Origin of the sequence: Clavibacter sp. CT19 (assembly GCF_027858075.1) — a bacterium.
GTDB lineage: Bacteria > Actinomycetota > Actinomycetes > Actinomycetales > Microbacteriaceae > Clavibacter > Clavibacter tessellarius_A.
On sequence record NZ_JAQHYR010000011.1, the window covers coordinates 18307 to 43475 of the forward strand.

Here is a 25169-nt window from a genome sequence, read left to right on the forward strand (position 1 = left end):
CTATCCATGCGAACGTATGCATCTGGGTCAACTTTAGGGGCGGGACCGGCATTCCCGCGAATCGCGCGGGCGGCGGGCCGTGTCAGTCGACGAGGGGCTCGGCGCGCGCGATCTCGGTGTCCTCCACGCGCGACTCCGGCATGAGGAGCCCCGCGATCACCGTGGCGAGCGCGCACACGCACACCGCGAGGAACACGGCGCCGGATGCGGCGATCACGGCGTCCGGGTCTTTCTGGCCGCCCGCGGACTCCGCGAAGATCGCGTTGGCGATCGCGCCGAAGACGGCGACGCCGACCGCGCTGCCGATCGAGCGCGCGAACAGGTTCGCGCCCGTGACCACGCCGCGCTCGCCCCAGCCGACGCTCGACTGCGCGCCGATGAGGCTCGGCGTCGCGACGAGCCCGAGCCCCAGGCCCACCACGAAGCAGCCGACCGAGATGCCGACGAGCGTGGGCGTCGCCGCGAGCAGCGCGATGGATCCGGTGCCCACGATCGTGAGCGCCATGCCGATGAGCACCGTGCGGCGGAACCCGATGCGGAGGTAGAGCCGGCCCGACAGCGACGCCGAGATCGGCCAGCCGATCGTGAGCGCCGCGAGCGCGAGGCCGGAGACGAGCGGCGTGACGCCGATCGACCCCTCGAGGTAGGTGGGCACGTAGGAGGTGAGTCCGATGAGGATCGCGCCGACGCCGAGCGACACGAGCGTGGTCGTGAGCAGCAGCCGCCGGGAGAACACCCAAAGCGGCAGCACGGGCTCGGCGGCGCGGCGCTCCACGAGGAGGAACGCGACGATCAGCACGCCGCCGACCGCGAACGATCCGATGCTCGGCACGGAGTCCCACGCCCACGCCTGGCCGCCCTCCAGCACCGCGAGGATCAGGAGGCTGAGGCCCGCCGTGAGGAGCGCGGCGCCCGCGTAGTCCACGCGGTGCCTGCTGCGCTCGATGGACTCGTGGAAGCGGCGGACGATCATCCAGCCGGCGACGAGGCACAGCGGCACGTTGACGAAGAAGATCCAGCGCCAGGTCGTGAACTCGGAGAACACGCCGCCGAGGGTGGGGCCGACCACGCTCGAGACCGCCCAGACGCTCGCGAGGTAGCCCTGGGTCTTGGCGCGCTCGGCGACCGTGTAGATATCGCCCGCGATGGTGATCGCCATGGGCGCGACCGCGCCGGCGCCGAGCCCCTGGATCGCCCGGGCCGCGATGAGCGCGGGCATGCTCCAGGCGAACCCGCACAGCACGGAGCCCACGAGGAACAGGCCGATGCCTGTGAGGATGATCGGCTTCCGCCCCACGGTGTCGCTGAGCTTCGCGTAGAGCGGCACCGACACCGCCTGCGCGAGCAGGTAGATGGAGAAGAGCCACGGGAACGAGGCGAAGCCGCCGAGGTCGTCCACGATGGACGGCACCGCGGTGGCGAGGATGGTCGAGTCGATGGCCACGAGGCCCGTCGTCATCATCAGGGCGACGAGGATCGGGCCGCGCTCGGATCGGAATCCGACGCCGCTGGTGTCAGTCATGAGCCTCCCGGGTCGAACGGTGAACGGGTGGGAGGTCGGTGGCATTCCCGCCACGCGGGACGGGTGTGGTCCACTGGGGGCACCCCACCGGAAGGACCCTGAGTGACGTTCCGCGCCCCCGACGCCTTCACCACCCGCCCCACGCTCCTCGGCACGTTCGGCATGAGCGCCTCCACGCACTGGCTCGCGTCCGGCACCGGCCAGGCCGTGCTGGAGCGCGGCGGCAACGCGTTCGACGCCGCGGTCGCCGCCGCCTTCGTGCTGCACGTCGTGGAGCCGCACCTCAACGGCCCCGGCGGCGACATGACCGCCGTCGTGCAGGTCGCGGGGGAGGCCGCGCCGAAGCTCCTCATGGGACAGGGATCCGCGCCCGCCGCCGCGACGCCCGAGCGCTTCCGGGAGGAGGGCCTCGACCGCGTGCCCGGCGCCGGCGCGCTCGCCGCGGCCGTGCCCGCGGCGGTCGACGCGTGGCTCCTCCTGCTGCGCGACCACGGCACGTGGGAGGTCGCCGACGTCTGGGCGTTCGCCATCGGGTACGCGCGGGACGGGCATCCGGTGCTGGAGAGCGTGCGCCGCACCATCGCGGGCGTCGCCGACCTGTTCCGCGAGCACTGGTCCGCCTCCGCCGGGTTCTGGATGCCCGACGGCGAGGCGCCCGCGGCCGGATCCCTCGTGCGGAACCCCGCATGGGCCGCCGCCATGGAGCGGATCCTGTCGGAGTCGTCGTCCGCCGCGGGCCCGGGCGCGACGCGCGAGGACCGCATCGAGGCGGCCCGCACGGTCTGGGCCGAGGGCTTCGTCGCCCGGGAGATGGTCGCGAGCGTGCAAGATCCGCACCGGCACTCCACGGGCGCCGACCACGCCGGACTCCTCACGGCCGAGGACCTCGCCGGCTCGCGCGCCTCGTGGGAGGACGCGGTGTCCATCGACTTCCGCGGGGTGCGCATCTGGAAGACGGGCGCCTGGGGCCAGGGGCCGGCGCTGCTGCAGGCGCTCATGATCCTCGACGGGTTCACGGACGAGGAGATCGACCCGGCGACGGCCGCGGGGATCCACCGCATCATCGAGGCGCAGAAGCTCGCGCTGGCCGACCGCGAGGCGTACTACGGCGACGCCGTGCCGGGCGGAGCGCCCCTCGACGTGCTGCTCAGCGCGGAGTACGCGGCGGAGCGGCGCGCGCTCATCACGGACGAGGCGTCGCACGAGCTGCGGCCCGGCCGCGTCGACGGTGTGGAGCCGTTCCTGCCGCCGCTCGTCGTCGAGGGCGACGCGCCCGCCTCCTCCGGTGGAGCGGGCGAGCCGACCGTCTCGCGCACGGGCGAGACCCGCGGCGACACCTGCCACCTCGACATCGTCGACCGCTTCGGCAACATGATCTCGGCCACGCCCTCCGGCGGCTGGCTCCAGTCGTCGCCGTTCATCCCGTCGCTCGGCTTCTGCCTCGGCACGCGCCTGCAGATGACCTGGCTCGAGCCCGGCGGACCCTCGTCGCTCGTGCCCGGGCGCCGGCCGCGCACGACGCTGACGCCCACGCTGATCACGCGCGACGGCGAGCCCGTGGAGGCGCTCGGCTCGCCCGGCGGCGACCAGCAGGACCAGTGGCAGCTGCCCTACCTGCTGCGCACGATCGTCGGGGGCTTCAGCCCGCAGCAGGCCGTGGACGCGCCGACGTTCCACACGACGAGCGTCCCCGGGTCGTTCTGGCCGCGCACCTGGACGCCCGGCGGCCTCGTGGTCGAGGGGCGCGTGGGCGACGATGTGATCGCCGACCTGCGGGCCCGCGGGCACGTCGTCGAGGTCGCGGGGGACTGGACGCTCGGGCGGCTCTCGGCCGTGACGCGGGATCCGGCCACGGGCCTGCTGGGAGCTGCCGCCAACCCGCGCGGGGCGCAGGGGTACGCGGTCGGACGATGACGCTCGACCGGCAGATCGCCTCGGCCCTCATCGCCGACCACGCCCGGCGGCGCGTCGGCAGCGACGCCCAGCTGCGGGCCGCCTCTGCGCCGGGGCGGTTCGTCGCCGAGCCGGACGCCGCCACCCCGTCGACGGGCCTCGTGCTCGGTGCATCGGAGCAGCGCAACGCGACGTGCGGCGATGTCGTGGACCTCCGGGTGCTCGCGGTGGATCCGTCGTACCCGGTCGGTTCGGCGGGTACGCACGTGGATCCCGCCGAGCGCATCGCGGTCCGCTGGCACGGCCGCGGCTGCACGGTCTCGCAGGCATCCGCGTCGATGCTCGCCGAGCTCGTCGAGGGGCGGACGGCCGCGGAGGCGACGGCCCTCGTCGTGGAGCTGCGCGCGCTCATCCGCTCCCACGAGCTCCGGCCCGGCGTGGAGGAGCGGCTGGGCGACGCGTTCGCCCTCGCGGACTCCGGCCGCTACCCGCTCCGCGGCACGTGCGCGCTGCTCGCGTGGCACGCGCTGGAGGAGGCGCTCGCGCGCTGAGGCGGGTCCCGACGCGCGTCGGTCAGCCGTGCGCGCACGTCTCCTCGGCGGCGGTCTGGCCCGTCACGTCCTTCGGCAGCACGGTGCCCGGAGCGGCGGCGTCCGGGGAACCGGCGGCCGCGGATCCCGCAGACGACGAGGGCGAAGGCGCTGGCGTCGACTTCGGGGCCTGCACCCCGCCGCCGATGGAGCCGGGCGCGAGGCTGAAGTCGGAGTCCGACGTGACCGCGCTGATGAGCTGGGCGCCGGCCTGCGCGTCCGGGTCGACCCGGCCGTCGGTGCGGCGCACGCTCGGGTACTGCACGAACGTGAAGCGGTCGGTGGGGATGCCCTTGACGGTGAGGGCGATCGACGCGATCGCGGTGGCGCTGTCCATGGAGGTCGACAGCGTCATGTTCTCCACGACGGCGCGGGCGATCCCATAGACCTTCGCGGGGTTCGTCAGGGTGTCGCTGCTCGTCACCGTGCGGACGAGCGCCCCCAGGAACACCTGCTGGTTGCTGATGCGGTCCAGGTCGCTCCCGTCGCCGACGCCGTGTCGCGTCCGCAGGAACTCGGCAGCTTCGTGACCGTGGATGACGTTGATGCCGGCCGGGAGGTCGAGGCTCGTGTCCTTGTCGTGGATGGGCTTGGCCAGGCACACGGGGACTCCGCCCACGGCTTCGGACACCGCTTCGACGCCGCTGAACTGCACGACGCCGGCGTAGGGGATGTCGATCCCCGTGATGCTCTTGATGGTGCGCACGACGCAGCCGAGCCCGCCGCGGCTGAGCGCGGTGTTGAGCATGACGTGCGTCGCTCCCGGCACGTCCGGCTTCCCGTCCTCGCCCTTGCATGCGGGGATGTCGACGAGCATGTCGCGGGGGAAGGAGATGGCCGTCGCCCGCGTGTGATCGGCGCTGACGTGCACGAGGACGGTCGCGTCGTTGAGGCGGCCCGTGCCCACGACCTTCGGGTCGCCGTACCCATCGCCCTGTCCGTCTCGGCTGTCGCTGCCCACGAGCAGGATGTCCGCGCTCCCGTCGAGCCCGCCGAGCGCCGGCGGGATGGCGGCGCCGTCGGAGATGTCGACGGAGTTCGCCGAGACGGTGCGGCTCAGCTCCCACGCCGCGATCGCCGCGATCGAGGTGGCGCTGATCGCCACCACGGCGACGGTCGCGGTGAGGACGAGGGCGACGTGCCGCGCGGCGCTCGGCGGGCGCAGCCGCCCGTGTCGCGCGATCCCCGGCCGCGACGATCGTTCTGCGCCGGAGGGGCGCTCCGCGGCGGTCGGGAACTCGTCGTCGAAGGGCATGGTCGCTCCTGTGCTGGATCGGTCCCGCGGCGGCTCGTGGGCGCCGCGGGACGCGCGGACCGCTCGGGGTCTGGACGCGCGTGGCCACCGTACCGCCGCGCGGTGCGGCGGCGAGCGGATCGTCCCGGCGGTCGGGTGCCGCTCAGGGGCGCCGGTCGACGTCCGCGCCCGAGCTGAGGTCGGCCGCCTCGACGAGCCGCGCGTCGTGCGCGGAGAGGTACGCGCGGGCGCCCGCGTCGCCGCGCAGCACGTCAGCGAGCGGCATCCAGTGGGCGCGGCCGATCAGGGCGGGATGGCCGGGGCGGCCGCGGAAGACCGCCTGCCGGAGCGTCGTCGGATCCACGGGCGCCGCGTCGAGCACGCGGCGGACGGTGGCCGCCTCGAGGTCGGGGACGTCGACCGGGACGACGGCGAGCGCGACGGGCGTCGGATCGAGCGCCGTGGCGGCCCGGAGCGCCGCGCGCAGGGAGGCGGACATGCCGCCGGCCCAGTCGTCGGCGCGCACGATGATCGCGCTCGCGGCCTCGGGCCGCGTCCCGAGCAGCGCCTCGGCCGCGTCCGCCGACGCCCCGAGCACGACGAGCACGGGGTCGCAGCCGGCGCGGGCGAGCGCGCGGATCGCGGTCGCGAGCCAGGGCGTGCCGTCGGGATGCGTCGCGAGCGCCTTGGGGCCGCCGAAGCGGGTGCCGGCGCCGCCGGCGAGCACGACGCCCGCGATGCGCGTGCCCGGCCGCCGGTCGTCGGTCGCGCCCGCTGATCCCGCCTCCGCCATCCGCCCATGCTAGGAGCGCGCCCCACGCCGCCGCGGCCCCGCCGTCCCTCGCCCTCCCCGGGCGCGCGGCCTACGCTCGACGGATGGACGCCGACACCGCATTCGCCCTCGCCCTCACCCTGACGCTCGGCGTGCCGGTGCTCGTGATCCTCGCGGCCGTCGTGCTCGTCGCCGCCCGAGCCCGCGGCGCCGGCTGGGGCTGGTATCTCGTGGGGACCACGATCGTCGCGCTGGTCCTCGCCCTGGGCCTCACCGTGCTCGCGGCCTGGGCGACGCGCGACGGGGTCGGACAGCTCGACGAGGGCGCCGGCGCCTTCGGGATCGTGCTCATGGGCCTCATGGGCGCGGTCGCGACGTTCGTGATCGGCGTCATCGCGGGCACGGCCGGCCTCATCGCCGCCGCCGCGCGCCGACGCGACCGCGTGCCGTCCTCCGCGCTCGTCCACGGGTGACCCGCCCCGCCGCCACCGGGGACCGCGTGCCCCCGCGTCGGCGCACCACCCGGCCGCCGGGGCGCGTCGCCCGCACCGCGACGGGCGTCGCGACCCGCGTCGGCCCGACCGGCACCTTCGCCGTCGTCCTCGTCCTCGGCCTGCTCGTCATCACCGCCGCCACGAGCCTCTTCGCGGGCCTCTACGTCGCGGTGATCGACGACGACAGCGTCGCCCTCCTCGACGAGCCCGTGCTGCACCTCGCCATGGGCGCGCGCTCGCCGTGGCTCGACACGGCCGTCACCGTGTTCACGGAGGCCGCGGGCGTCTACGCCGTGCCGATCATGGGCGTCGCGGTGATCGCGGTCCTCGCGGTCCGCCGCCGCCAGTGGGTGCCGGTCGTGCTCGGCCTCACCGCGGGCGCCGGATCCCTCGCCATGACCGAGGTCGGCAAGGAGCTCGTCGGCCGCGACCGCCCGCCGCGCGCCGACGCCGTGCCGCCCTACGAGACGTCGCCGTCGTTCCCCTCGGGCCACACGCTCAACGCCAGCGTGGTCGCAGGCATCGTCGCGTACCTCCTCGTGCTCCGGCAGGTGCGGCGGGCGACGCGCGTGCTCACCTACGTCGTGGCCATCGCGTTCGCCGCCTCCGTGAGCCTCAGCCGGGTCTACCTCGGGCACCACTGGCTCACCGACGTGATCGCCGGCTGGCTGCTCGCGCTCGCGTGGCTGGCCCTCCTCGTGGTGGCGCACCGCGCGCGACTGCGGCTGCGGGAGGCACGCGAGCGCGACGCCGGCCGCGGCTGACCGGCCCTGCGCCGGCCGTGCCCCGGCTGAGCGCCGTCAGCCCGCCGACACCCGCCGCCCCTGCACGAACACGCCCGCGATGGCCGGCTCGCGGAGCCCCATCAGCAGGGTGAACAGGATCTGGTCGGTGGCGCGGGCGTCGTCGTCCGCGCGGATCCCGTGCTCGAGCGTCCGCGCGAGCGGCTCCCAGCGGTCCGGCGTGACGCGGAGGAAGTCGGCGTCCTTGCCCACGTCGAGGTTGCCGTAGCGCTCCTCCATGTCGAGGGCGCGAGCGCCCGCGAGCGTTCCGGTGAAGAGGAGCTCGGCGGCGTCGATCTCCACGCCCGCGTCGCCGGGCTCCGAGAGGTGCACCTTGAACGCGTCGTTGAGCACGCGCGAGACGAGCCACTCGTCGCCGGCGCCCACGTCGGATCCGATCGCCACGTTGACACCCGACGCGATCGTGCGCCGCCACGGCATGGTGCCGGAGCCGAGGAACTGCTGCGACGTCGGGCAGTGCGCGATGCTGCTGCCCGTCTCCGCGAGGCGCGCGAGCTCGGAATCCTGGCAGTGCACCGCGTGGGCGAACACGCTGCGCCGGCCGAGGAGGCTGGATCCGCCCCGCTCCGACCCGGGCAGGAAGAGACCGTCGTAGGTGTCGAGGTAGGTCTCGGTGCCGAAGACCTCGCGGACGGCGGCGATCTCGCCCGTGCCCGGCCGGTCGTTCTCGTTGAGGTGCGAGTGGAAGTGCACGCCCTGGCCGCGCGCCACGTCGTACAGCTCGCCGAGGCCGCGGAGCGTCGTGGGGGTGACCGACAGGCTGAAGCGGGGGACGATCGCGACCTGCAGCGTCGCCGTCGTCGCGTCGCCCGTGTCGAGGGCGTGCCACCGGTCGATCTCCGCGACGGACAGCGCGATCGCGTCCTCCTCCGAGGTGAGGAGCGGGGTCGCGGGGCCGGAGCCGACCGTCTGGATCCCGCGGCCGCTCACGAGCCGGAGGCCCGCGTCGCGGGAGGCCTCGAACAGGGCGTCCTGCGCGTGCGGGAACGCGGATCCGAACACCAGCGCGCTCGTCGTGCCCGCCATGACCCGGCGCCGGGTGAAGTCCGCCGCGATCATGCGCGCGAAGCCTTCGTCCTCCAGGCGGGCCTCGGACGGGAACACGCACGAGTCGAGCCACTCGAGGAGCTGGCCGCCGCCGTGCGCGCTCGTCGTGTAGGTCTGCGGGAAGTGCACGTGCGCGTCGACGAAGCCGGGGAGCAGGAAGTCGGACGCGTCGCCGTGCACGGGGGCGTCGGCGAAGGCGGCCGGGAGCTCGCGGTAGGGGCCGACCCACGCGATCCGGCCGGCGTCGTCGACCGCGAGCGCGCCGTCGGGGACGGACACGAGGTGCCGGCGGGCGTCCTGCACGAGCGGGGATCCCGTGATGTGGAGGACGTGGCCGCGGTGGACGGCGCGGCGACCCGGGGAGGCGGGAGGCGCGGGGGTGCTGGTGGTCCGGTGGTCGCTCATGCGGATCCGTTCGCTCGGCTGGTGCGCGGCGGTGCAGGGAGGCGGGATCCCGCGGGCACGGTGCGTGCGCGTCGGGCGGGATCGGGCGCCCGGTCGATGCTCGGCCGAAGGACGGGCCGCGCGCCCCGACACGCCGGAGGGCTCGCCGGCGCTCAGGAAGCGGTGACCCTTGGCCGCCGCGTCGGGCGGGCGGGCGTCGTCACGACCCGTTCGGCGAGGACGGGTCCGCATCGCCGTCGAGCAGCGGCTGGAGGAGGGCGTCGATGCGCGCGAGCCGGCGGCGTCGGATCGCGGCCATGCCCGCCACCGCGACGGCGATCACGGCCGGGAGCGTCCACGCGAGGGGCGATCCGCCGAGCGCGCCCACGGCGACGGTGCCGACGAGGAGGACCGCCGCGACCAGCACCGCCCATGGTCCACCGAGCTGGTCGTGGACCTCGCGTCGGCGGAGCAGCAGCCACCGCCAGGAGTCCGCGTCGGCGCCGGCGGGCAGGCGGCCGTCGTCGATCGCCTCGGAGACGTCGATCCACCTCATGCGGGAGGGTGCCGCGCGGCGTCGGCGAGCGATGACGAACGTGAGGACGAGGCCGGCGAACGCGCCGACGGTGAGGGTCGCGAGGAACCGCTCGACGCTCGCCTCGCGGCCGAACGCGACCCGCGAGCAGGTCATGACCACGGCGAAGGCCACGGCGACGCCCATCCCGGGGACGATCGCGGGGGCGTCGGCGACCCGGCGGCGGGCGCGCCGGAGCCGGTCGTGCGCGGAGGACGTCGGGCCGGTCACGGTCGTGCGCCGGTCGGACGCGCGGTTCGCGCGGCAGCGTGACGAGCTCATCCAGCAGCCGGGGGAATCCGGTCGTCGGGTGCGGGCGGTGCCCAGCCGGCGCGCTCCTCGTCGTCTCGGCGCGACTGCTCCTGCAGCGGGATGAGCAGGGCGTCGACGCTGTCGCGGCGACGCGGGCGCGACACGAACAGCCAGGTGGCGTAGGGGACGAACACCGCGAGGAGCACGACGATCCCGAGGGGCAGGCTGCTGCCCGCGCGCTGCGGCAGGAAGGCGAGGCCGACCAGGAGGAGCAGGCCGACGGGCAGGAGGGCCCACGCCTCCTGGCGGATCTCACGACGACGGCGGTCGAGCGCGCCCTGCCACGCGACCCGATCCGCTCCCTGCGGCAGCTCGCCGTCCTCCGCGGCCTCCGACACCTCGACCGGCGTGGGCGCCCCGGGGTGGTACAGGCGGGTGACGAGACGCGCGCCCGCCACGGCCAGCCCGGCGACGATGGCCACGACGGCCCGGACGATCCCGCTGCCCGCCTCCTGGGGCGGCTGGTCGAGGTCGATGACCCACAGCCACGCGTACACCAGGAGCGCGAACGCGAACGCCCGCAGGAGGAACGGGGCGTGGTACCAGGCCCGTCGGAGTCGGCGGAAGAACGGCTCGGGCTGCGCGGGTGCGGTCGGGGTCATGGGAACCTCCTCGTCCTGCGCGGCGGATGCGCGCACGGCATCGAGGGAGACCCCCCGACATCCGCTCCCACCCTATCGACGAGGGCCCGCCCGGCGAGGATGCCGGTACGCTGCCGGCCCGTCGCAGTGCGTGAAAGCCGATCGTCCGAGGCCTCAGAGCCCGGCGGACGAACGGGGATCAGTCGATGGAGTCCGCGCGACGCGCCTCGCGCTCTGCGAGCTGCGCGAACAGCGCGTCGAGGCGCCGCGGCACGCGGCGGTGCTTGAGGAGGATCACGATGCCGAGCCAGACGGCCACGGCCAGCAGGATCCAGCCGAACGAGGCGTGCGGGAAGGCGAGGAGGCCGCCGATCGGGAAGATGGCGAGGGCGCCGATGAGCTTCGCGGGACTCGCGTTCGCGCGGCCGAACTCCGACGCGTACCACTCCACCGCGGGCCGCCAGGCCGCGGGATCCGCGTCGTCCGGCAGTCGGCCGGTGGACACGGCCTTCCACACGTCGACGGTGATCCTCCCGATCGGTCGATATTCCTGCTGCCAGTCGCGCACCAGTCCGAAGAGGACGCCGATGGCGACGCTGAACGCGGCCACGCACACGAGTCCGAGCGTCCCGGCAGGGACGATGGGCAGGGGTCTCCCTGAGGTGATGCGGATGCCCTCGACGAGGACGAAGCACGACGGGATGCCGACGGCGATCAGCGCTCCGCGGGGCGCGGTCTCGAACCAGAGGCCGAAGCTGCGGCGGACGAGACGACCGCGCACGGGCGGATGAGGGGCTTCGGGCACGGGGAGTCCTTCGGGGGTGGGGCGGCGGGCGTCGGATCAGTCGAGCGGGTCCGCGCGGCGCGCCTCGAGCTCCGCGAGCTGCGCGAGGACCGCGTCGATGCGCGGCGGCAGCTGGCGCCGTCGGACGAGGATCGCGATCCCGAGCACGACCGCGATGACGAGGGCGCACCAGCCTGCCGTCCCGTGGGGGGACGGGACGAACTGGATGAAGAAGCCGACGAGGACGAGGATCACGAGGCCGAGGAGGGCCTTCGGGAGGTTCTCCTGCCCGGTGCGGAAGGCGGCCGCGTACTGCTCCACGGGGGAGCGCCACACCGCGGGGTCCGCGTCGTCCGGCAGGCGGCTGTTGGAGACGGCGCGCCAGACGTCCACGGTGATGCGGCCACCGGGTCGCGCCCGCTGCTGCGCGTCCCGCGCCTTCGGGACAGTGGAGGCGGCCGCGATGCTGATGGCCGCGAGGACGATCAGGCCGAGCGGACCGTCCGGCACGAAGGGGAGGGGGCGCGCGAAGGCGAGGCGGCAGCCCCCGGCGATGAGGAAGAAGACGGGGATGAAGGCGGCCGTCAGCACGCCCGCCGGCGCGGTCTCCAACCAGAGGCCGAAGCTGGGTCGGGCGTGGCCCTGACGGGTGTCGGACGGGCGGGGGGCATCGGACACGGGGCTTCCTCCGGACGAGCGGGCGGGTGATCGCGTCACGGTAGCGCGCTGCGCGCGGCGGGGACGCGATCCCTCCACCGGCGCGTGGGAGGCTGGGTGAGGCCGCGGGCATCCGCTCCCGTCGTCCGTCCGCTCCTCAGATCCCGTCCGCTCCCCAGTCCCGTCCGCCCCTCAGCCCCGCCACCCGGGAGGTGCCGTGCTCGAGATCGCCGCCGAGGTGCTCGACGCCCTCGCCGACGGACGGCGTCTCGCCGTCGCGTGCGTCACCGACGTGCTCGGCAGCGCGCCGCGCACGGCCGGGACCGCGATGGCGGTCGACGACACCGGCCGGGTCATCGGATCCATCTCCGGCGGCTGCGTCGAGGGCGCGGTCGTGGAGGTGGCGGAGGCGGTCCTCGCGGACGGCGTGCCCCGGCTCACCGCGTTCGGGGTCAGCGACGACGACGCGTTCCAGGTCGGCCTCACGTGCGGCGGGCGGATCGGCGTGGTCGTCGTCGCGCTCGACCCCGCGGGCGACCCGCGGTCGCCGGTCCCGGCTCCGGTGCGGGCCGCGCTCGAGGACGCGCGCGCCGGTCGTGCGGCGTCGCTCGCGCTCGTGCTCGACGGCCCCGCCCTCGGCACGTGGATCACGGCCGCCCCCGACCCCGCCGTCGACGTGGCCGTCGGATCCGAGCCCGCCCGCCGGATCCGCGCCGGGCTCGCCGCCCGCCTCGCCGCCGGCCGCTCCGGCACCGCGGAGGTCGCCTGCGCCGACGGCCCGCGGCGCGTCCTCCACGTGGTGGCTGCGCCCCCGCCCCGGATGCTCGTGTTCGGCGCCGTCGACTTCTCGGCCGCCCTCGCGGACGCGGCCGCGCTGCTCGGCTACCGCGTCACGGTGTGCGACGCCCGGCCCGCGTTCGCGACCCGCGCCCGCTTCCCGTCGGCCCACGAGGTCGTCGCGGAGTGGCCCGACGAGTACCTGGCCCGCACCGAGGTCGACGCCCGCACCGTGATCTGCGTGCTCACCCACGACGACCGCTTCGACGTGCCGCTCCTGGTCGCCGCCCTCCGCCTCCCGGTCGCCTTCGTGGGGGCGATGGGGTCCCGCGTCACCGATGTGCGCCGTCGCGCGCTGCTCGCGGCGGAGGGCCTCGGCGCGGAGGAGCTCGCGCGGCTGCGGTCGCCCATCGGCCTCGACATCGGCGCGTCGACGCCCGAGGAGACGGCCGTCTCGATCCTCGCGGAGGTGCTCGCGGCGCGCGCGGGCACCGCGGGGGCGCCGCTCACGACCACGACCGGGCCGATCCACGGGGAGACCGCATGACCGCCGCCGCCGGGTCCGCGCCACCCGCCCAGCCCGGCCTCGCCCGGCGCCTCGGGCTCGTCGACGCCACCGTGCTCGGCCTCGGCGCGATGATCGGCGCGGGGATCTTCGCCGTCATGCCCGCGGCGGCCCGCGCGGCTGGCGGCGGCCTCCTGCTCGGACTCGCCATCGCCGCCGTCGTCGCGTTCTGCAACGCCACCGCGTCGGCGCAGCTCGCCGCCCGCTACCCGTCGTCCGGGGGCTCGTACCTCTACGGCCGCGAGCGCCTGGGGGAGTGGCCGGGCTTCCTCGCGGGCTGGTCGTTCGTGATCGGCAAGACCGCGAGCTGCGCGGCCATGGCCCTGACCTTCGCCGCCTACGCCGTGCCCGCGGTGTGGCAGCGGCCCGTCGCGGCGCTCGCCGTGGCCGCGCTCGCGGTCGTCGGCTGCCTCGGCGTGACCCGCACGGCGCGGCTCGCCCGTGTGATCATCGCGGTGGTCCTCGCGGTGATCGCCCTCGTTCTGGTCGCGGGCCCCGTCACGGGCGGGGCGGGTGCCGCGGGACCCGGCGTCGGCCCGATCGCGGGCGTCGTCGACACGACCCCCTACGGCGTCCTCCAATCCGCCGGCCTCCTGTTCTTCGCCTTCGCGGGATACGCGCGCATCGCGACCATGGGGGAGGAGGTGCGGGATCCGGCCCGCACCATCCCCCGCGCGATCCTTCTCGCGCTCAGCAGCGCGCTCGTCGTCTACGCGCTCGTCGCCGTGACGCTCCTCGGGGTGCTCGGGCAGGCGCGGCTCGCCGGATCCACCGCGCCGCTCGCCGACGTGGTGCGCGCCGCGGGGTGGACGTGGGCGGTCCCCGTCGTCGGGATCGGCGCGGCCGCGGCGTGCCTCGGCGCCCTGCTCGCGCTCCTCGCCGGGATCGGGCGCACGTCGCTCGCGATGGCCCGCGAGGGCGACCTGCCGCGCGCGCTGGCCGTCGTGCACCCGCGGTACCGGGTGCCGCAGCGGGCGGAGATCGCGGTGGCCGTGGTCGTCGTCGCGCTCGTGCTCACGGTGGACCTCCGCGGCGTCGTCGGCTTCTCGTCCTTCGGCGTGCTGCTGTACTACGTGGTCGCCAACGCGGCCGCGTTCACGCAGGACCGCGCCGACCGGCGCTACCCGCGGGCGATGCAGGTGCTCGGCGTCGCGGGCTGTCTGGTGCTGGTGGCGACGCTGCCCGTGCCGTCGATCGCCGCGGGCGTCGGGGTGCTGGCGGTGGGCGTCGTCGGCCGGGCGGTCGTGCTCGCCCAGCGTCGACGCGCGCGGTCCGTGGCCTGACCCGCCGCGCCCGCCCGCCGCTGGCGCTTCAGGATCAGGACTCCCGCGTCCCGCGCTCCCCGAGCGTCGTCGGGCTGTCGAACGCGGGCTGCGGGCCGCCGCCGTGAAGGAGCCGCCACACGCGGTCGCGCGACATCGGCAGGTCGTACGGCCGGATCCCGATGGCGTCCCGCACCGCGTTCGCGAGCGCCGGCGCGACCGGGTTGTAGGGCGCCTCGCTCATCGACTTCGCGCCGAGCGGCCCGAGCTCGTCGTGCGTGTCGGCGAACAGCACCTCGGTCCGGGGCAGGTCGGCGAGCTGGGGGATGTGGTAGTTCCGCAGCACATCGGTGAGGATCCGCCCCTCGCCGTCGTGCACGACCTCCTCGAACATCGCGGTGCCGAGCGCCTGCGCCGTGCCGCCCTCGACCTGGCCGCGCAGCTGCGCCGGGTTGATGACGGTGCCCGCGTCCACGGCCTGCACGGAGCGGAGGATGCGGATCTCGCCCGTCGCGGGATCCACCGCCACCCGGAACGCGTGCACGTTGAACGCGAGGGAGCGGAGCGCGCCGTCCTCGTGCGCCTCGGCCGCCAGGCCGTCGGGACCGACGAGGTCGGCGACGGGGATCGAGACGTCGCCCGCCACGAGCGCGTCGGGCGTGAGCGCGAACGCGGCGCCGGGGATGCCCGTGCGCGCCGAGGCCGCCTCGCGCAGGAGGCCGGCGAGCGCCGTGGCCGCGCGGTGCACGGCCTTCCCGGCGACGACCGTGCCCGCGGACCCGAACGCGCCCGTGTCGTAGCGTGTGACGTCGGTGTCGGACTGCCGGATGCGGATCCGGTCGGGCGTCGTCCCCAGCGCGGTCGCGGCGAGCTGCGCGTGCACGGTCGTGGTGCCGTTGCCGAACTCGGCCGTGCCCACGGACACGGTCACCGCTCCGTCCGCCGCCAGCGCGACCGTGACGTCGGCGAAGTGCCCGCGCGGCGGCATGGTCGCGATCATCGCGGCGGCCATGCCCTCGCCCACGAGCCAGCGGTCGCCCGTCGGCACCGGATCCCCGCCGCCGTCGCGGAGCGCCGCCTCGGCGAGGTCGAGGCACTGGTCGAGCCCGTAGCTGCCGCCGAAGCCGAGGTCGGGGCCCTCGGCGTACGTGATGATCAGCGGGTCGCCCGGCACGACCGCGTTCCGCCGCCGGATCTCGAAGCCCGAGATGCCGAGGCGCCGGGCGAGCTCGTCGAGCGCGGACTCGATCGCGAAGATCACCTGCCCGAGGCCGTAGCCGCGGAACGCGCCCGACGGGAGGTTGTTCGTGTAGACGCTCTGCGCGTCCACCCGCTTGGCCGGCGAGCGGTAGAGGGTGATCGACTCGTTGCAGCCGTGGAACATGACGCCCGGCCCGTGGTTGCCGTACGCGCCCGTGTCGCTGAGCACGTCGACCGCGAGCGCCGTGAGCACGCCGTCGGAGGTCGCGCCGACCGTGACGCCCACGCGCATGGGGTGCCGCGCGGGGGAGAGGGTGAACTCGTCGGAGCGCGTGAACTCGAGCTGCACCGGGCGGCCGGTCGCCAGCACGGCGAGCGCCACGACGTCCTCGGTGAGGATCTCCTGCTTGCCGCCGAACCCGCCGCCCACGCGCGCCGTGAAGACGCGCACGCGCTCCGGCTCGAGCTCGAACAGGCGGCAGATCTCGCGCTGCACCAGGAACGGGACCTGCGAGCTGGTGCGGAGGACGAGGCGGCCCTCCTCCATCCAGCCGACGGTCGCGTGCGTCTCGAGGTGCGTGTGCGCCACGCGCTGCGTCGACCAGGTGCCGGAGACGACCTCGTCGGCCCGGGCGAGGCCGGCGGCCACGTCGCCGTGCTCGCCGTGCATCTCCGCGACGACGTTCCGCCGCGGGTCCGCGATGCGGGAGACGGCCGGGTCCTTGTCGCCGTGCACCAGCGGGGCGCCGGGCCGCCGGGCGAGGTCGGGATCGAGCACGTGCGGCAGCGGCTCGTAGTCCACCCGCACCAGGCGCACGGCGGCCTCGGCGATCCCGACCGAGTCCGCGATCACGGCGGCGACGCGCTGCCCGCGGAACCGCACGACGTCGTCGAACACGCGGCTGTCGTCGGGGTCGTCGAAGCGGTCCTCGTGCCGGGCGGACGAGTAGAGCGTCGCGGGCGAGTCCTCGTGGGTGAGCACGGCGTGCACGCCGGGCAGCGCGAGGGCCTCGGTGGCGTCGATGGAGCGGATGCGCGCGTGCGGGTGGGGGCTCCGCACGAGGCTCGCGTGCAGGAGGCCGGGGACGGCGACGTCGAGCGTGTACGGCTCGAGCCCGCTCACGACGCGCTCGCTCGCGGGGGCGCGCAGGGACGTGCCGACGCGGCCGGTCTGCGCGCGCTCGGCCTCGCGGGCGACGGCCTCGGCGGTGGATCCGGTCGGCCGCGCCGATCGGGTCGCCCGCACGGGGCCGAGTCCCGCGGGCCGCCCGCCGCAGCCGGGGCCGTGCTCGTGCTCGTGCGGGCCGTCGCCGTCGTGCGCGCGCGCCCCGCGGATCGCCTCGTCGATCGCCCGGTACCCCGTGCAGCGGCACAGGCTGCTCTTCATCAGCCGCGGGAGGTCGTCGAGCGCATCCGGCTCCAGCGTCGACGCGGTGACCACGATGCCGGGCGTGCAGAACCCGCACTGGAAGCCGGCCGCCTCCACGAAGGCCCGCTGCACCGGATGCAGGTCGCCCGGCGTCCCGAGCCCCGCCGCCGTCGTGACGACGCGGCCCGCGGCCCGGAACGCCGGGAGGATGCACGAGTGCACGGCGTCCCCGTCGACGAGCACCGTGCAGGCGCCGCAGTCGCCGGAGTCGCAGCCCTTCTTCACGCTGAACACCTCGTGCTCGCGCAGCCAGGTGCGGAGGCTCTGCCCGGGAGCGGGCTCGCCGGGGACCTCGCGGCCGTCCACGGTCATGCCCATGCGCGCGCTCCCGCCGTCGTCGTGGCCGCGGCGACGAGCGGGGTGCCGCGCTCGCCGGAGGGCGGGCCGTCGCCGGATCCCGCCGCGTCGCCCGCCAGCTCGGCGCGGATCTCCTCCGCGAGCAGCGCGCTCACGGCCCGGCGCCAGTCGGCGGCGCCGTGCGCGTCGGTGAACCAGGATCCGATCGCCCGCACGTCGTCCGCGAGCGCGTCGCCCGCGGGCAGGGATCCGTAGCGCAGCACCTCGGGCCGGAGCGTCGCGCCCGTCACCGCGAGCGTGAACGCGCCGTCCTCGTCGAGCCGGCCGATCACGACCGCCCCGGAGCGGCCGATGGGCGACAGCGCGATCTTCCGGAACGCCGTGCGCGCCCGGAGCGACGCGGCGGGCACGTGGATCGAGCGCAGCACGTCGCCCGGACGCAGCGCCGTCGTGCGGTCGCCCGTCACGAGCGCGCCCACGGGCATCCGCTCGTCGTGCGCGGGGGAGCCGTCCGCGGCGGCGCGCCAGACGAGCGCCTCGGCGTCGAGGGCGGCGGCGAGCGCGGTCATCGGCCCCGCGGGCAGGGCCGAGCAGATGTTGCCGCCCACGGTCGCGACGCGCCAGATCTCCGTGGACCCGAACAGCGCCGTGCACGCCTGGAAGAAGAGGGGGTGCGCGTGCCAGCCGTCGCGCGGCGCGATGCCGGCGACCTGCGCGATGGTGCAGGTCGCGGCGATCTCGAGCCCCGCGTCCGTCACGAGGAGCGGCTCCCAGCCGAGCGTCTGCAGGTCAACGAGGCCGGTGAGGTGCGGATGCGGCTCCGCGAAGATCCCGGACCCGCCGGCGAGCGCCGCGACGGCCGGGCCGAGCGCGGCGAGGTCGTCCCGCGTGCGGGCGGGGAGGACGGAGCGGACGGTCGGCTGGTCCATGGGTCTCCTCCCGGGCGTCCCGGTCGGCGGCCGCGTCCTCGTCGGAGGGCGGTCGTGCGTCGGGCGTGTGACAGCGATCCTCGCATCCGCCGGGCCGCGCCCCCGAACCGGCGCCCCGACTTGCCGGCGCCGGACCGGGCTGCCACGCTCGCACCGACCCCGGGGAGACCATGAGCAACCGCACCACCGCCCGCGCCAGCCGTCCGCGCCGCGAGCTCCGCGCCGCGGCCGTGCTGCTCCTCGTCCAGGGCGCGCTGATGGAGGGCGTCGTCGCCGTGGGCCTCGTCGTCCTGCTCGCGCTCGGCATCCCGCAGGGGACGATCACCGCGCACGCCGACGTCTTCGCGCTCCCGTACCTCCGCGAGAACCTCTACCCGATGATGGCGATGAGCGGGATCTTCGCGGCCCTCCGGATCACCGCGGGCGTCGGCCTCTGGCGCGACCGGCTCTGGGGCCTCGCGCTCGCCGCGATCCTGTGCGTCGTCACGCTCGTGCTCATGGTGTTCCTGCTGCCCGCCGGGATCCTCGACGGCGTGCTCTCCGGCTCGGCGCTCGTCCTCCTCCTGCATGCGCGGCTCGGGCGGGACGCCGACGGGTCGCCGCGTCCGGCCCTGCCCGGAGCCGCGCCGCCGCGCTGACCGCACCGTCCGCGGGAGGCTCCTGACCGGGGGCGCGGTCCACCGCTCGGTAGGATGATCCGTCGCCACCCGTCGGGTCAGGCGCACGCATCGGCACACGAGAAGCACCAAGGGGATGATCCATGGCGGGCAGCGCACGGCAGTTCAACGTGGCGCTCGAGCCGACGGTCGATCCGGCCACCAGCGAGGAGGAGTACTCCCGCCAGGACGACGCGGTCGCCCCCGCGCCCGCCACGTGGCCGACCACGCACCACCGCCCCGACGTCGTCATCCGCAAGGGCCTCGCCACGCTGGTCAACCGCACGCTCACGCCGCACCAGGCGCTCGTGACCGACCTCCTCTTCATCCGGGACGCGCTGCTCGCGACCGGCATCGACTTCTGGCTCATCCGCGGCAACGACGAGCGCCCCGTCATCGCCATCGACGTGCAGAACCGCGACACCGTGGTGCGCGCGCTCGTGACCGCGTGCGCCGACGAGCCGCTCTACGCCAAGACCGTCGACGGCCGCCGCCGCCCGCCGCTCCTCGTCGCCGACGGCCGCCTCACCGACAACCCCGAGGCCGGGATCTTCCGCCTCTACCGCCCGCGCATCGAGCCGGACGGCCTCCTCGCGTACGGGGCGTCCACCGCGGTCGAGCTGCAGTTCTTCCGCTTCGAGGGCGAGACCATCGTGTGGCCGGTCGAGAACTCGCTCACGCGCGAGATCCTCCCCGCCGCCGAGGTCGTGCCCACCACGGTCGAGATGTACGGCCACGAGTGGAAGACGCTCCGGGGCATGTTCGACGCGCAGGCGTCCGACATCACCTTCGACATCGACATGGTCTTCTCCTGGGTCGACGGCAACGACCCCGAGTTCCAGAAGCGCCGCGCCGAGCGGATGAAGGACGTCGTGGTCGGCGAGGGCGACGACTCCGAGGCGCGCTTCCGCCAGATCGACGAGCTCAAGTACGCGCTGCGCTCCGTCTACCTGTTCGCACCGTGGGTGCGCCGGATCTTCATCGTCACCGACTCGCCGAAGCCGGCCTGGCTCGCCGAGCACCCCGGCGTCACGTTCGTGCGCAGCGAGGAGTTCTTCACGGATCCCGCCGCGCTGCCCACGCACAACTCGCAGGCCGTCGAGTCGCAGCTCCAGCACATCCCGGGGCTCAGCGAGCACTTCCTCTACTCGAACGACGACATGTTCTTCGGCCGTCCCGTGCAGCCCGGCATGTTCTTCTCGCCCGGCGGCATCACGAAGTTCATCGAGGCGTCCACGCGCATCGGCCTGGGCGACAACGACAGCGACCGCAGCGGCTTCGAGAACTCGGCGCGCGTCAACCGCCGGCTCCTCATGGAGCGCTTCGGCCGCCTCATCACCCGCCACCTCGAGCACGCGGCCACGCCGCTGCGCAAGAGCGTGCTGCTGGAGCTCGAGCAGGAGTTCGCGGAGGACTTCCACCGCACGCAGCTCAGTCGCTTTCGCTCCAGCACCGACATCTCGGTCACCAACTCGCTGTACCACTACTACGCGCAGATGACGGCCCGGGCGGTGCAGCAGGAGAACGCGAAGGTCGCCTACGTCGACACCACGTCGCGCGCCGGTCTGGATCTCCTCCCCGGCCTCCTCAAGCGCCGCTCGCAGGACTTCTTCTGCCTCAACGACGGCTCCTTCCCGGAGGTCCCGGCCGACGAGCGCCAGGCGCGGGTGCAGGACTTCCTCGAGCGCTACTACGGCATTCCGGCGCCGTGGGAGGCGGAGGTCGCCGACCAGGCCGCAGCCGACGCGTCCACCTCTCCCGCCGAGTGAGCCGCGCGGGGAGCCCCGCCGACCGCACGCCGTACGAGGTGCTCGGGGTGGATCCCGCGGCCGACACCGCGACCGTCCGCGCCGCGTACCGCCGGCTGGTGCGCGCCACGCATCCGGACACGGGCGGCGAGGCGCACCTCTTCCACGCGGTGCAGCGCGCGTGGGAGCTGGTGGGGGAGCCCGCCGACCGTGCCGCGTACGACCGCGGACAGGGCCGTCCGGCGACCGCGGACGACGACCCGCTCGGCCCGGACGACGCCGGGTACGCGCCCGCACCCGGATCCGGCACGCGTCTCGGCGCCGCGGTCCACGGCGTCGCCGGCGCGCTCGCCCGCGCCCACTACCTCGACCGCGTGGCGGCGTGGCAGGGCGTCGCGCCGGGCGCCGACCTCGGCGTGGATCCCTGGTCGCCCGAGCTCGTGCGCCGCGCCCCGCGCGACGTCCGCTGGCTGCTCGCGAAGGCCCTGGCCGAGGAGGCGACGGCACGCGCCGCGGCGTCGCTCGGCATGGGCGCCACGATCTTCCACGACGTGCGGCCGCTCGACGGCGCGGGAAAGGTCGACCACGTCGTGCTCGCCCCCGCGGGCCTCTTCGCGCTCAGCTCCGAGGACTGGGGCACGGACGTCCAGCTCGTGCGCGGCGAGCTGCAGCCCGTCGCACCGGATCCCGACGGTGCCCTCGCGCCGGGCGACGCGCCCGTCACGTGGCTGGTCGGCGCGGCCCGGTCGCTCGCGGCCTCGGCGGGGGTCCGCTTCGCGGCGGCCGTGGTCGTGGTGCCGGACGACGCGCTCGCCCACCCCGTCGAGCGCGTGGAGCGCGGCCGCAACCGCGGGGCGCTCGTCGTCCGCCGGTCCGTCCTGCCGCTCGTGCTCCGCGACGGGGTCTCGGAGGAGGGCCGGCTCAGCGTCGCCGATCCGTACGCCGTGCGAGCGCTCCTCCGCGAGCGGCTGACGCTGCTCGGGCCCGCCGCGGGCTGACACCGGGCCGAGGCCGCCGCGCGCGCGAGGGCCCGCCGCGACGCATCGCGGCGGGCCCTCGGGGGGGGCGGTGGATCAGGCGGGCAGGTCCGTGGGCGCGTCGCCCGCGCCGGACGCGGTGTCGGCCGCGTCCTCGTCGGAGCCGAGCGAGTCGCCGCCGCTGGAGAGGCCGCCGTCGCCGGGAGCCTCGTCGTCGTCGACGTGCTGGATGGACTCGCCGTCGGGGACCGTGCCGCCGACGGCGGAGTCGGAGTCGGCCTCACCCGGCATGGACTGCGTGACGCCCGGGGCGCCCTGGACGGTGGACAGGGGATCGATGTCGGAGTCGCTCATGCATCGACCGTACGCCGGAGCCCCGCGCGCGTCCGGGCGGGCGGGGAGGGTGAGCGGGGCCCGGCCCGCGGGGCCAGGTGAGGGCCCTCAGACGGCGGGCGCGAGCGGCGCGGCGACCCCGTCGACGCAGCGGGCGAAGGCGCCGGCGAGCGCGTCGAGCTCCCGGGCGTCCGGGCGCGGATCCGGGAAGAGCGCACGCGCGTCCCCGGCCTCCCGTCCGGCGAACACCAGGGCGCGCTCGTGCAGGCGCCTGTCGCCGGCGGCGACGCACGCGTCGCCCATGGCGCCCAGGTGCTGCTCGACCCGCCCGTCGAGACCCGCCGCACGGGCGTGGGCCACCCGCCACAGGATCGGCGTGCGCGGGTTGTGCAGCGTCGTGCTCGCGACGACGCGGTCGACGGCGGCGTCGAACTCCTCGACGGGGAGGACGGGAAGTCCGAGCCGGGACCGGGTGCGGATCAGCTGGCAGACCTGGAGGGCCGTGGCGGGCGCCGACGCGCTCGGTGCGGCGGGGGGCGCGTCGTCGAGCCCGGCGACGTAGTCGAGCGCCACGTCGAGCAGCGGGCCACCGCTGTCGCCGCTCTCCTCGGCCGCGCGCCGCGCGAACGCGAGCGCCTCCCGCTCGTCGCCGACGGCGACGAGCGTCTTCAGCAGCGAGATCCGGCTGCGCAGCCGCAGCATGAACATGGCCCCGCCGAGCACCGCCGGGCTTGCGTACCGGCCGCGCACGAGGTCCACGCCCCGGATCTCCGGGCGATCCGGCTGCCGGCCGCTCGACAGCTCGTGGACCTCCCGGAGGAGCGCGATCGCGGCGCGCGGCTCACCGGAGTACCGCAGGAGGTCGGCGTGGTTGATGACGCATTCGATGCCGAAGCGGATCGCGTCCGGGTCCGTGCGCATCAGCCGGTCGGCCGCCTGGATGCCGCGGTCCAGCAGCGCGGACGCCTGCGCCGCCCGGCCCGACCGGGCGAGCACGAGCGTGAGCGTGTTCAGGGCGAGGAAGAGGCGGTCGGGCGTGCGGTCGTCGACGCCGTCGACGTAGCGCCGGGCGTTGTCGACCAGCTCCGAGGTGCGCCACAGCTGGGGCGGCGTGTCGATGAGCGTCTCGTTGATCATGCGGTGGTCGGCCTCTTCCCGTGGGGCGCCGGCTGTCCGGCGCTCATGATGCGCCGTGGGCGCCCCGCGCCTCGGGGCCGCGGGCGAGGCCGCGGCGAGGATCGAGACGGGAGCCCCACGTTAGGCCTCCGGAGCACGGGGCGCCCGGACCCTCCACACCCACGGCCCACGCACGAGCGCGCCGCCCGCGATGCGGACGGCGCGCTCGGAGACGGCGGTTCAGTCGATGCGCTTCAGGCCCTCGAGGCGGCCGAGCAGGTCGCGGTCCTGCGCGTCGAGGTCGCCCTCGGCCGCGACGATGCGGATGGCGGCCTCGAAGTCGAGGTCCTGGTCGTCGGCGACGCCCGCGACGTCGGCCACGACCCAGAGGAAGCTGACGAGCTCGGGGAGGATCTCGGACAGCACGGCGTCCGGGAAGATCGCCGCGGCCTGGCGGAACATTCGGTCGGTGGCCGGGCCGCCGAACGCGTGGTCGATGTCGGCGACGATGCCGTCGTCCTCGTCGAGGTCGGTCGAGATCCAGTTGGCGACGTGCTCGCCGTCGAGGAGGATCGCGGAGATGAACAGGGGCTCGCCGCCCGATTCGCTCTCGACGATCTCGGTGATCGTGTAGCCGGCGACGCCGGGAGGCGTGAGGGGGGAGTCGTCATCCATGCGCCAATGCTATCCACCCGCGGCTCCCCGGCGGGCGGGATCCCCGACCCGTCGTCGCCGGATCGCGCGCCCGCCGCGGGTAGCCTCGACGGGTGATCCCCGCCGCCGACATCCTGCCCGCGCCCGCGGCGGATCCGGCGACCGGCGCGGGGGAGCGCGCCGCCCGCGCGACACTCGACCCGGCGGACTGGCGCGACCGGGCCGACCGCCACGGGGAGCGCGCCGACGCCTTCTCCGCGGGCTTCCGCGAGCGCCGCCTCGCGGGCCGCACGCACGAGGTGGACGACTTCCTCTTCACCTACTACCCGCACAAGCCGTCGCTGCTGCGCCGCTGGCATCCGGGCGCGGGCGTCGTGCTCGCGGGCGCGGCGGGCGAGGAGCGCGCGGCCTGGCGCTGGTACGCCGCGGCCGACGACGCGGCGGACGGCGGCGTCCGCGTGGACGCGTCCTCGTACCTCGAGGCGCGCGGGTCCACCGCCTCCTTCGTCGAGCGGATCCTCTCCCGCACCGCCGCCCGCCCCGGCCGCTTCTCCTGCTTCGGCCTGCACGAGTGGGCAATGGTCTACAGGGTGGGGCCGGGTGAGCAGCGGCACGAGCGGCTGCCGCTGCGTCTCGGATCCGCCGCGACCGACGAGGTCGTCGAGACGCACCGGCTGGCCTGCACCCACATCGACGCGTTCCGCTTCTTCACACCCGAGGCCGTGCCGCGGAACGCCCTGGCGCCGACCCGCGAGACGCAGCCCGACCTCGAGCAGCCCGGCTGCCTGCACGCCGGGATGGACGTCTACAAGTGGGCGACGAAGCTCGGCCCGCTCGTCGCCGGGGAGGTGCTGCTCGACGCGTTCGAGCTGGCCCGGGACATCCGCTCCCTCGACATGCGCGCGAGCCCGTACGACGTCTCGGGGCTGGGGCTCGAGGCCGTGCGGATCGAGGAGCCCGCGGGCAAGGCGCGCTACGCGGCGGAGCAGCGCGGGTTCGCCGAGCGGTCGAACGCGTTGCGGCAGCGGATCCTCGGCGAGCTCGCGCACGCGCGCCGCGTCGCCGCCGCCGGGCTCTGACGCGCGACCGGTCCGTCCGTCGCGGGAGCGGCCGGCTGCGCCGGACGGGCGTGCGGACGTCACGGGATCAGCGTCCGCGCATGCCCTCGGGATCGCGCAGCCGCTCGATGTCGCGCCGGTCGCGCTTCGTCGGCCGCCCGGCGCCGCGGTCGCGCACGACGGTCGCCGGCGCGGCGTCCCGGGGCGGCGGCGGGGGAGTGAGGTCGGTCATCGCCTCGGCCGCGACGGCGGGACCGACGCGCTTCACGAGCGTGCGGCGCACGACGAGGATCCGCTCGGCGCCCGCGACGCGCACCCGCACCCCGTCGCCCGGCCGGACCGCCTGCGAGGCCTTCGCGCGCTCGTCGCCGACGCGCACGTGGCCCGCCCGGCACGCGGCCGTCGCCTGCGACCTCGTCTTGTAGACGCGCACGGCCCACAGCCAGCTGTCGACCCGGACGGCCGCCTGGCCGCCGGGGAGCGGGGCCGGCGCGTCGTCGATGGGCATGCCCCGACCCTAG

The 25169-nt window shown here is 75.6% G+C and carries 24 protein-coding genes; 10 read left to right on the forward strand and 14 right to left on the reverse strand.

Going from position 1 to position 25169, the window contains the following annotated elements; all coding sequences use genetic code 11:
• Window positions 1-82 precede the first annotated feature (82 nt).
• On the reverse strand, window positions 83-1522 hold the full coding sequence (locus PED38_RS13470) for an MDR family MFS transporter (RefSeq protein WP_270981672.1): 1440 nt from the start codon (window positions 1520-1522) through the stop codon (window positions 83-85).
• 102 nt (window positions 1523-1624) lie between these two features.
• Between PED38_RS13470 and PED38_RS13475 the strand changes: the two genes are divergently transcribed.
• Together PED38_RS13475 and PED38_RS13480 are read left to right on the forward strand one after the other, a co-directional pair.
• Complete coding sequence (locus PED38_RS13475; RefSeq protein WP_270981673.1) at window positions 1625-3436, forward strand: gamma-glutamyltransferase family protein; 1812 nt, start codon at window positions 1625-1627, stop codon at window positions 3434-3436.
• Entirely contained in the window at window positions 3433-3966 is a 534-nt protein-coding gene (locus tag PED38_RS13480; RefSeq protein WP_063072175.1) for an iron-sulfur cluster assembly scaffold protein, read from the forward strand. Before PED38_RS13475 ends, PED38_RS13480 begins: the two co-directional genes overlap by 4 nt.
• 22 nt (window positions 3967-3988) lie before the next feature.
• Here the strand turns inward: PED38_RS13480 and PED38_RS13485 are convergent, their stop codons facing one another.
• Complete coding sequence (locus PED38_RS13485) at window positions 3989-5260, reverse strand: LCP family protein (RefSeq protein WP_270981674.1); 1272 nt, start codon at window positions 5258-5260, stop codon at window positions 3989-3991.
• Between the two features lie 142 nt (window positions 5261-5402).
• A complete protein-coding gene (locus PED38_RS13490; protein WP_270981675.1) occupies window positions 5403-6032 on the reverse strand; it encodes a nucleotidyltransferase family protein in 630 nt (209 codons plus the stop codon).
• 83 nt (window positions 6033-6115) lie between these two features.
• Between PED38_RS13490 and PED38_RS13495 the strand changes: the two genes are divergently transcribed.
• Both PED38_RS13495 and PED38_RS13500 read left to right on the forward strand, forming a co-directional pair.
• On the forward strand, window positions 6116-6484 hold the full coding sequence (locus PED38_RS13495; RefSeq protein ID WP_270981676.1) for a hypothetical protein: 369 nt from the start codon (window positions 6116-6118) through the stop codon (window positions 6482-6484).
• Complete coding sequence (locus PED38_RS13500; RefSeq protein ID WP_270981677.1) at window positions 6481-7269, forward strand: phosphatase PAP2 family protein; 789 nt, start codon at window positions 6481-6483, stop codon at window positions 7267-7269. Before PED38_RS13495 ends, PED38_RS13500 begins: the two co-directional genes overlap by 4 nt.
• A 36-nt stretch (window positions 7270-7305) precedes the next feature.
• On the opposite strand, the gene PED38_RS13505 is transcribed toward PED38_RS13500, so the two are convergent.
• From PED38_RS13505 to PED38_RS13525, 5 genes are all read right to left on the reverse strand, one after another.
• Complete coding sequence (locus PED38_RS13505) at window positions 7306-8760, reverse strand: amidohydrolase family protein (RefSeq protein WP_270981679.1); 1455 nt, start codon at window positions 8758-8760, stop codon at window positions 7306-7308.
• Window positions 8761-8959: 199 nt separating this feature from the next.
• Window positions 8960-9595, reverse strand: a complete 636-nt coding sequence (locus PED38_RS13510) for a hypothetical protein (protein WP_270981680.1) — start codon at window positions 9593-9595, stop codon at window positions 8960-8962.
• Complete coding sequence (locus tag PED38_RS13515) at window positions 9592-10227, reverse strand: hypothetical protein (RefSeq protein ID WP_063072169.1); 636 nt, start codon at window positions 10225-10227, stop codon at window positions 9592-9594. Before PED38_RS13515 ends, PED38_RS13510 begins: the two co-directional genes overlap by 4 nt.
• Window positions 10228-10405: 178 nt before the next feature.
• On the reverse strand, window positions 10406-11011 hold the full coding sequence (locus PED38_RS13520) for a hypothetical protein (RefSeq protein WP_131798131.1): 606 nt from the start codon (window positions 11009-11011) through the stop codon (window positions 10406-10408).
• Between the two features lie 36 nt (window positions 11012-11047).
• Window positions 11048-11668, reverse strand: coding sequence for a hypothetical protein (locus PED38_RS13525; RefSeq protein ID WP_063072167.1), 621 nt, complete (start codon window positions 11666-11668; stop codon window positions 11048-11050).
• A gap of 196 nt (window positions 11669-11864) precedes the next feature.
• On the opposite strand from PED38_RS13525, the gene PED38_RS13530 reads away from it, so the two are divergent.
• Window positions 11865-12971, forward strand: coding sequence for an XdhC family protein (locus tag PED38_RS13530; RefSeq protein WP_270981682.1), 1107 nt, complete (start codon window positions 11865-11867; stop codon window positions 12969-12971).
• Window positions 12968-14272 (forward strand): APC family permease, encoded by a 1305-nt coding sequence (locus PED38_RS13535; RefSeq protein WP_270981683.1) that lies wholly within the window; start codon window positions 12968-12970, stop codon window positions 14270-14272. The genes PED38_RS13530 and PED38_RS13535 overlap by 4 nt, the downstream gene beginning before the upstream one ends.
• A gap of 34 nt (window positions 14273-14306) precedes the next feature.
• Here the strand turns inward: PED38_RS13535 and PED38_RS13540 are convergent, their stop codons facing one another.
• Entirely contained in the window at window positions 14307-17198 is a 2892-nt protein-coding gene (locus PED38_RS13540; protein WP_270981685.1) for a molybdopterin-dependent oxidoreductase, read from the reverse strand.
• A complete protein-coding gene (locus tag PED38_RS13545; RefSeq protein WP_063072163.1) occupies window positions 17189-18106 on the reverse strand; it encodes an FAD binding domain-containing protein in 918 nt (305 codons plus the stop codon). Before PED38_RS13545 ends, PED38_RS13540 begins: the two co-directional genes overlap by 10 nt.
• A gap of 170 nt (window positions 18107-18276) precedes the next feature.
• On the opposite strand from PED38_RS13545, the gene PED38_RS13550 reads away from it, so the two are divergent.
• From PED38_RS13550 to PED38_RS13560, 3 genes are all read left to right on the forward strand, one after another.
• Window positions 18277-18744 carry a hypothetical protein gene (locus PED38_RS13550; protein WP_270981686.1) on the forward strand — a complete coding sequence of 156 codons (468 nt, stop codon included), beginning with the start codon at window positions 18277-18279 and terminating at the stop codon, window positions 18742-18744.
• 122 nt (window positions 18745-18866) lie between these two features.
• Window positions 18867-20531, forward strand: a complete 1665-nt coding sequence (locus tag PED38_RS13555; protein WP_270981688.1) for a stealth family protein — start codon at window positions 18867-18869, stop codon at window positions 20529-20531.
• Entirely contained in the window at window positions 20528-21508 is a 981-nt protein-coding gene (locus PED38_RS13560) for a J domain-containing protein (protein ID WP_270981689.1), read from the forward strand. The genes PED38_RS13555 and PED38_RS13560 overlap by 4 nt, the downstream gene beginning before the upstream one ends.
• A gap of 75 nt (window positions 21509-21583) precedes the next feature.
• On the opposite strand, the gene PED38_RS13565 is transcribed toward PED38_RS13560, so the two are convergent.
• From PED38_RS13565 to PED38_RS13575, 3 genes are all read right to left on the reverse strand, one after another.
• Window positions 21584-21841, reverse strand: a complete 258-nt coding sequence (locus PED38_RS13565; RefSeq protein ID WP_063072159.1) for a hypothetical protein — start codon at window positions 21839-21841, stop codon at window positions 21584-21586.
• An 87-nt stretch (window positions 21842-21928) separates the two neighbouring features.
• The gene (locus PED38_RS13570) at window positions 21929-22957 is read right to left on the reverse strand and encodes a hypothetical protein (protein ID WP_270981692.1); all 1029 of its coding nucleotides are present in this window, start codon (window positions 22955-22957) and stop codon (window positions 21929-21931) included.
• A 219-nt stretch (window positions 22958-23176) separates the two neighbouring features.
• Window positions 23177-23611: a hypothetical protein gene (locus PED38_RS13575; protein WP_063072157.1), complete on the reverse strand. Its 435-nt coding sequence runs from the start codon at window positions 23609-23611 to the stop codon at window positions 23177-23179.
• A 92-nt stretch (window positions 23612-23703) separates the two neighbouring features.
• Between PED38_RS13575 and PED38_RS13580 the strand changes: the two genes are divergently transcribed.
• Window positions 23704-24669: a 3-methyladenine DNA glycosylase gene (locus PED38_RS13580; RefSeq protein WP_270981694.1), complete on the forward strand. Its 966-nt coding sequence runs from the start codon at window positions 23704-23706 to the stop codon at window positions 24667-24669.
• 67 nt (window positions 24670-24736) lie between these two features.
• On the opposite strand, the gene PED38_RS13585 is transcribed toward PED38_RS13580, so the two are convergent.
• Window positions 24737-25156, reverse strand: a complete 420-nt coding sequence (locus tag PED38_RS13585) for an RNA-binding S4 domain-containing protein (RefSeq protein WP_063072156.1) — start codon at window positions 25154-25156, stop codon at window positions 24737-24739.
• Window positions 25157-25169: the final 13 nt, after the last annotated feature.

What these genes read in the sequence shown, in the direction of transcription:
- PED38_RS13545 (WP_063072163.1), bottom strand. Translation starts at nt 18,106, where the DNA reads ATGGACCAGCCGACCGTCCGCTCCGTCCTCCCCGCCCGCACGCGGGAC.
- PED38_RS13515 (WP_063072169.1), bottom strand. Translation starts at nt 10,227, where the DNA reads ATGACCCCGACCGCACCCGCGCAGCCCGAGCCGTTCTTCCGCCGACTC.
- PED38_RS13555 (WP_270981688.1), top strand. Translation starts at nt 18,867, where the DNA reads ATGGCGGGCAGCGCACGGCAGTTCAACGTGGCGCTCGAGCCGACGGTC.
- PED38_RS13570 (WP_270981692.1), bottom strand. Translation starts at nt 22,957, where the DNA reads ATGATCAACGAGACGCTCATCGACACGCCGCCCCAGCTGTGGCGCACC.
- PED38_RS13495 (WP_270981676.1), top strand. Translation starts at nt 6,116, where the DNA reads ATGGACGCCGACACCGCATTCGCCCTCGCCCTCACCCTGACGCTCGGC.
- PED38_RS13535 (WP_270981683.1), top strand. Translation starts at nt 12,968, where the DNA reads ATGACCGCCGCCGCCGGGTCCGCGCCACCCGCCCAGCCCGGCCTCGCC.
- PED38_RS13565 (WP_063072159.1), bottom strand. Translation starts at nt 21,841, where the DNA reads ATGAGCGACTCCGACATCGATCCCCTGTCCACCGTCCAGGGCGCCCCG.
- PED38_RS13540 (WP_270981685.1), bottom strand. Translation starts at nt 17,198, where the DNA reads ATGGGCATGACCGTGGACGGCCGCGAGGTCCCCGGCGAGCCCGCTCCC.
- PED38_RS13575 (WP_063072157.1), bottom strand. Translation starts at nt 23,611, where the DNA reads ATGGATGACGACTCCCCCCTCACGCCTCCCGGCGTCGCCGGCTACACG.
- PED38_RS13585 (WP_063072156.1), bottom strand. Translation starts at nt 25,156, where the DNA reads ATGCCCATCGACGACGCGCCGGCCCCGCTCCCCGGCGGCCAGGCGGCC.
- PED38_RS13480 (WP_063072175.1), top strand. Translation starts at nt 3,433, where the DNA reads ATGACGCTCGACCGGCAGATCGCCTCGGCCCTCATCGCCGACCACGCC.
- PED38_RS13510 (WP_270981680.1), bottom strand. Translation starts at nt 9,595, where the DNA reads ATGAGCTCGTCACGCTGCCGCGCGAACCGCGCGTCCGACCGGCGCACG.
- PED38_RS13550 (WP_270981686.1), top strand. Translation starts at nt 18,277, where the DNA reads ATGAGCAACCGCACCACCGCCCGCGCCAGCCGTCCGCGCCGCGAGCTC.
- PED38_RS13470 (WP_270981672.1), bottom strand. Translation starts at nt 1,522, where the DNA reads ATGACTGACACCAGCGGCGTCGGATTCCGATCCGAGCGCGGCCCGATC.
- PED38_RS13490 (WP_270981675.1), bottom strand. Translation starts at nt 6,032, where the DNA reads ATGGCGGAGGCGGGATCAGCGGGCGCGACCGACGACCGGCGGCCGGGC.
- PED38_RS13485 (WP_270981674.1), bottom strand. Translation starts at nt 5,260, where the DNA reads ATGCCCTTCGACGACGAGTTCCCGACCGCCGCGGAGCGCCCCTCCGGC.
- PED38_RS13505 (WP_270981679.1), bottom strand. Translation starts at nt 8,760, where the DNA reads ATGAGCGACCACCGGACCACCAGCACCCCCGCGCCTCCCGCCTCCCCG.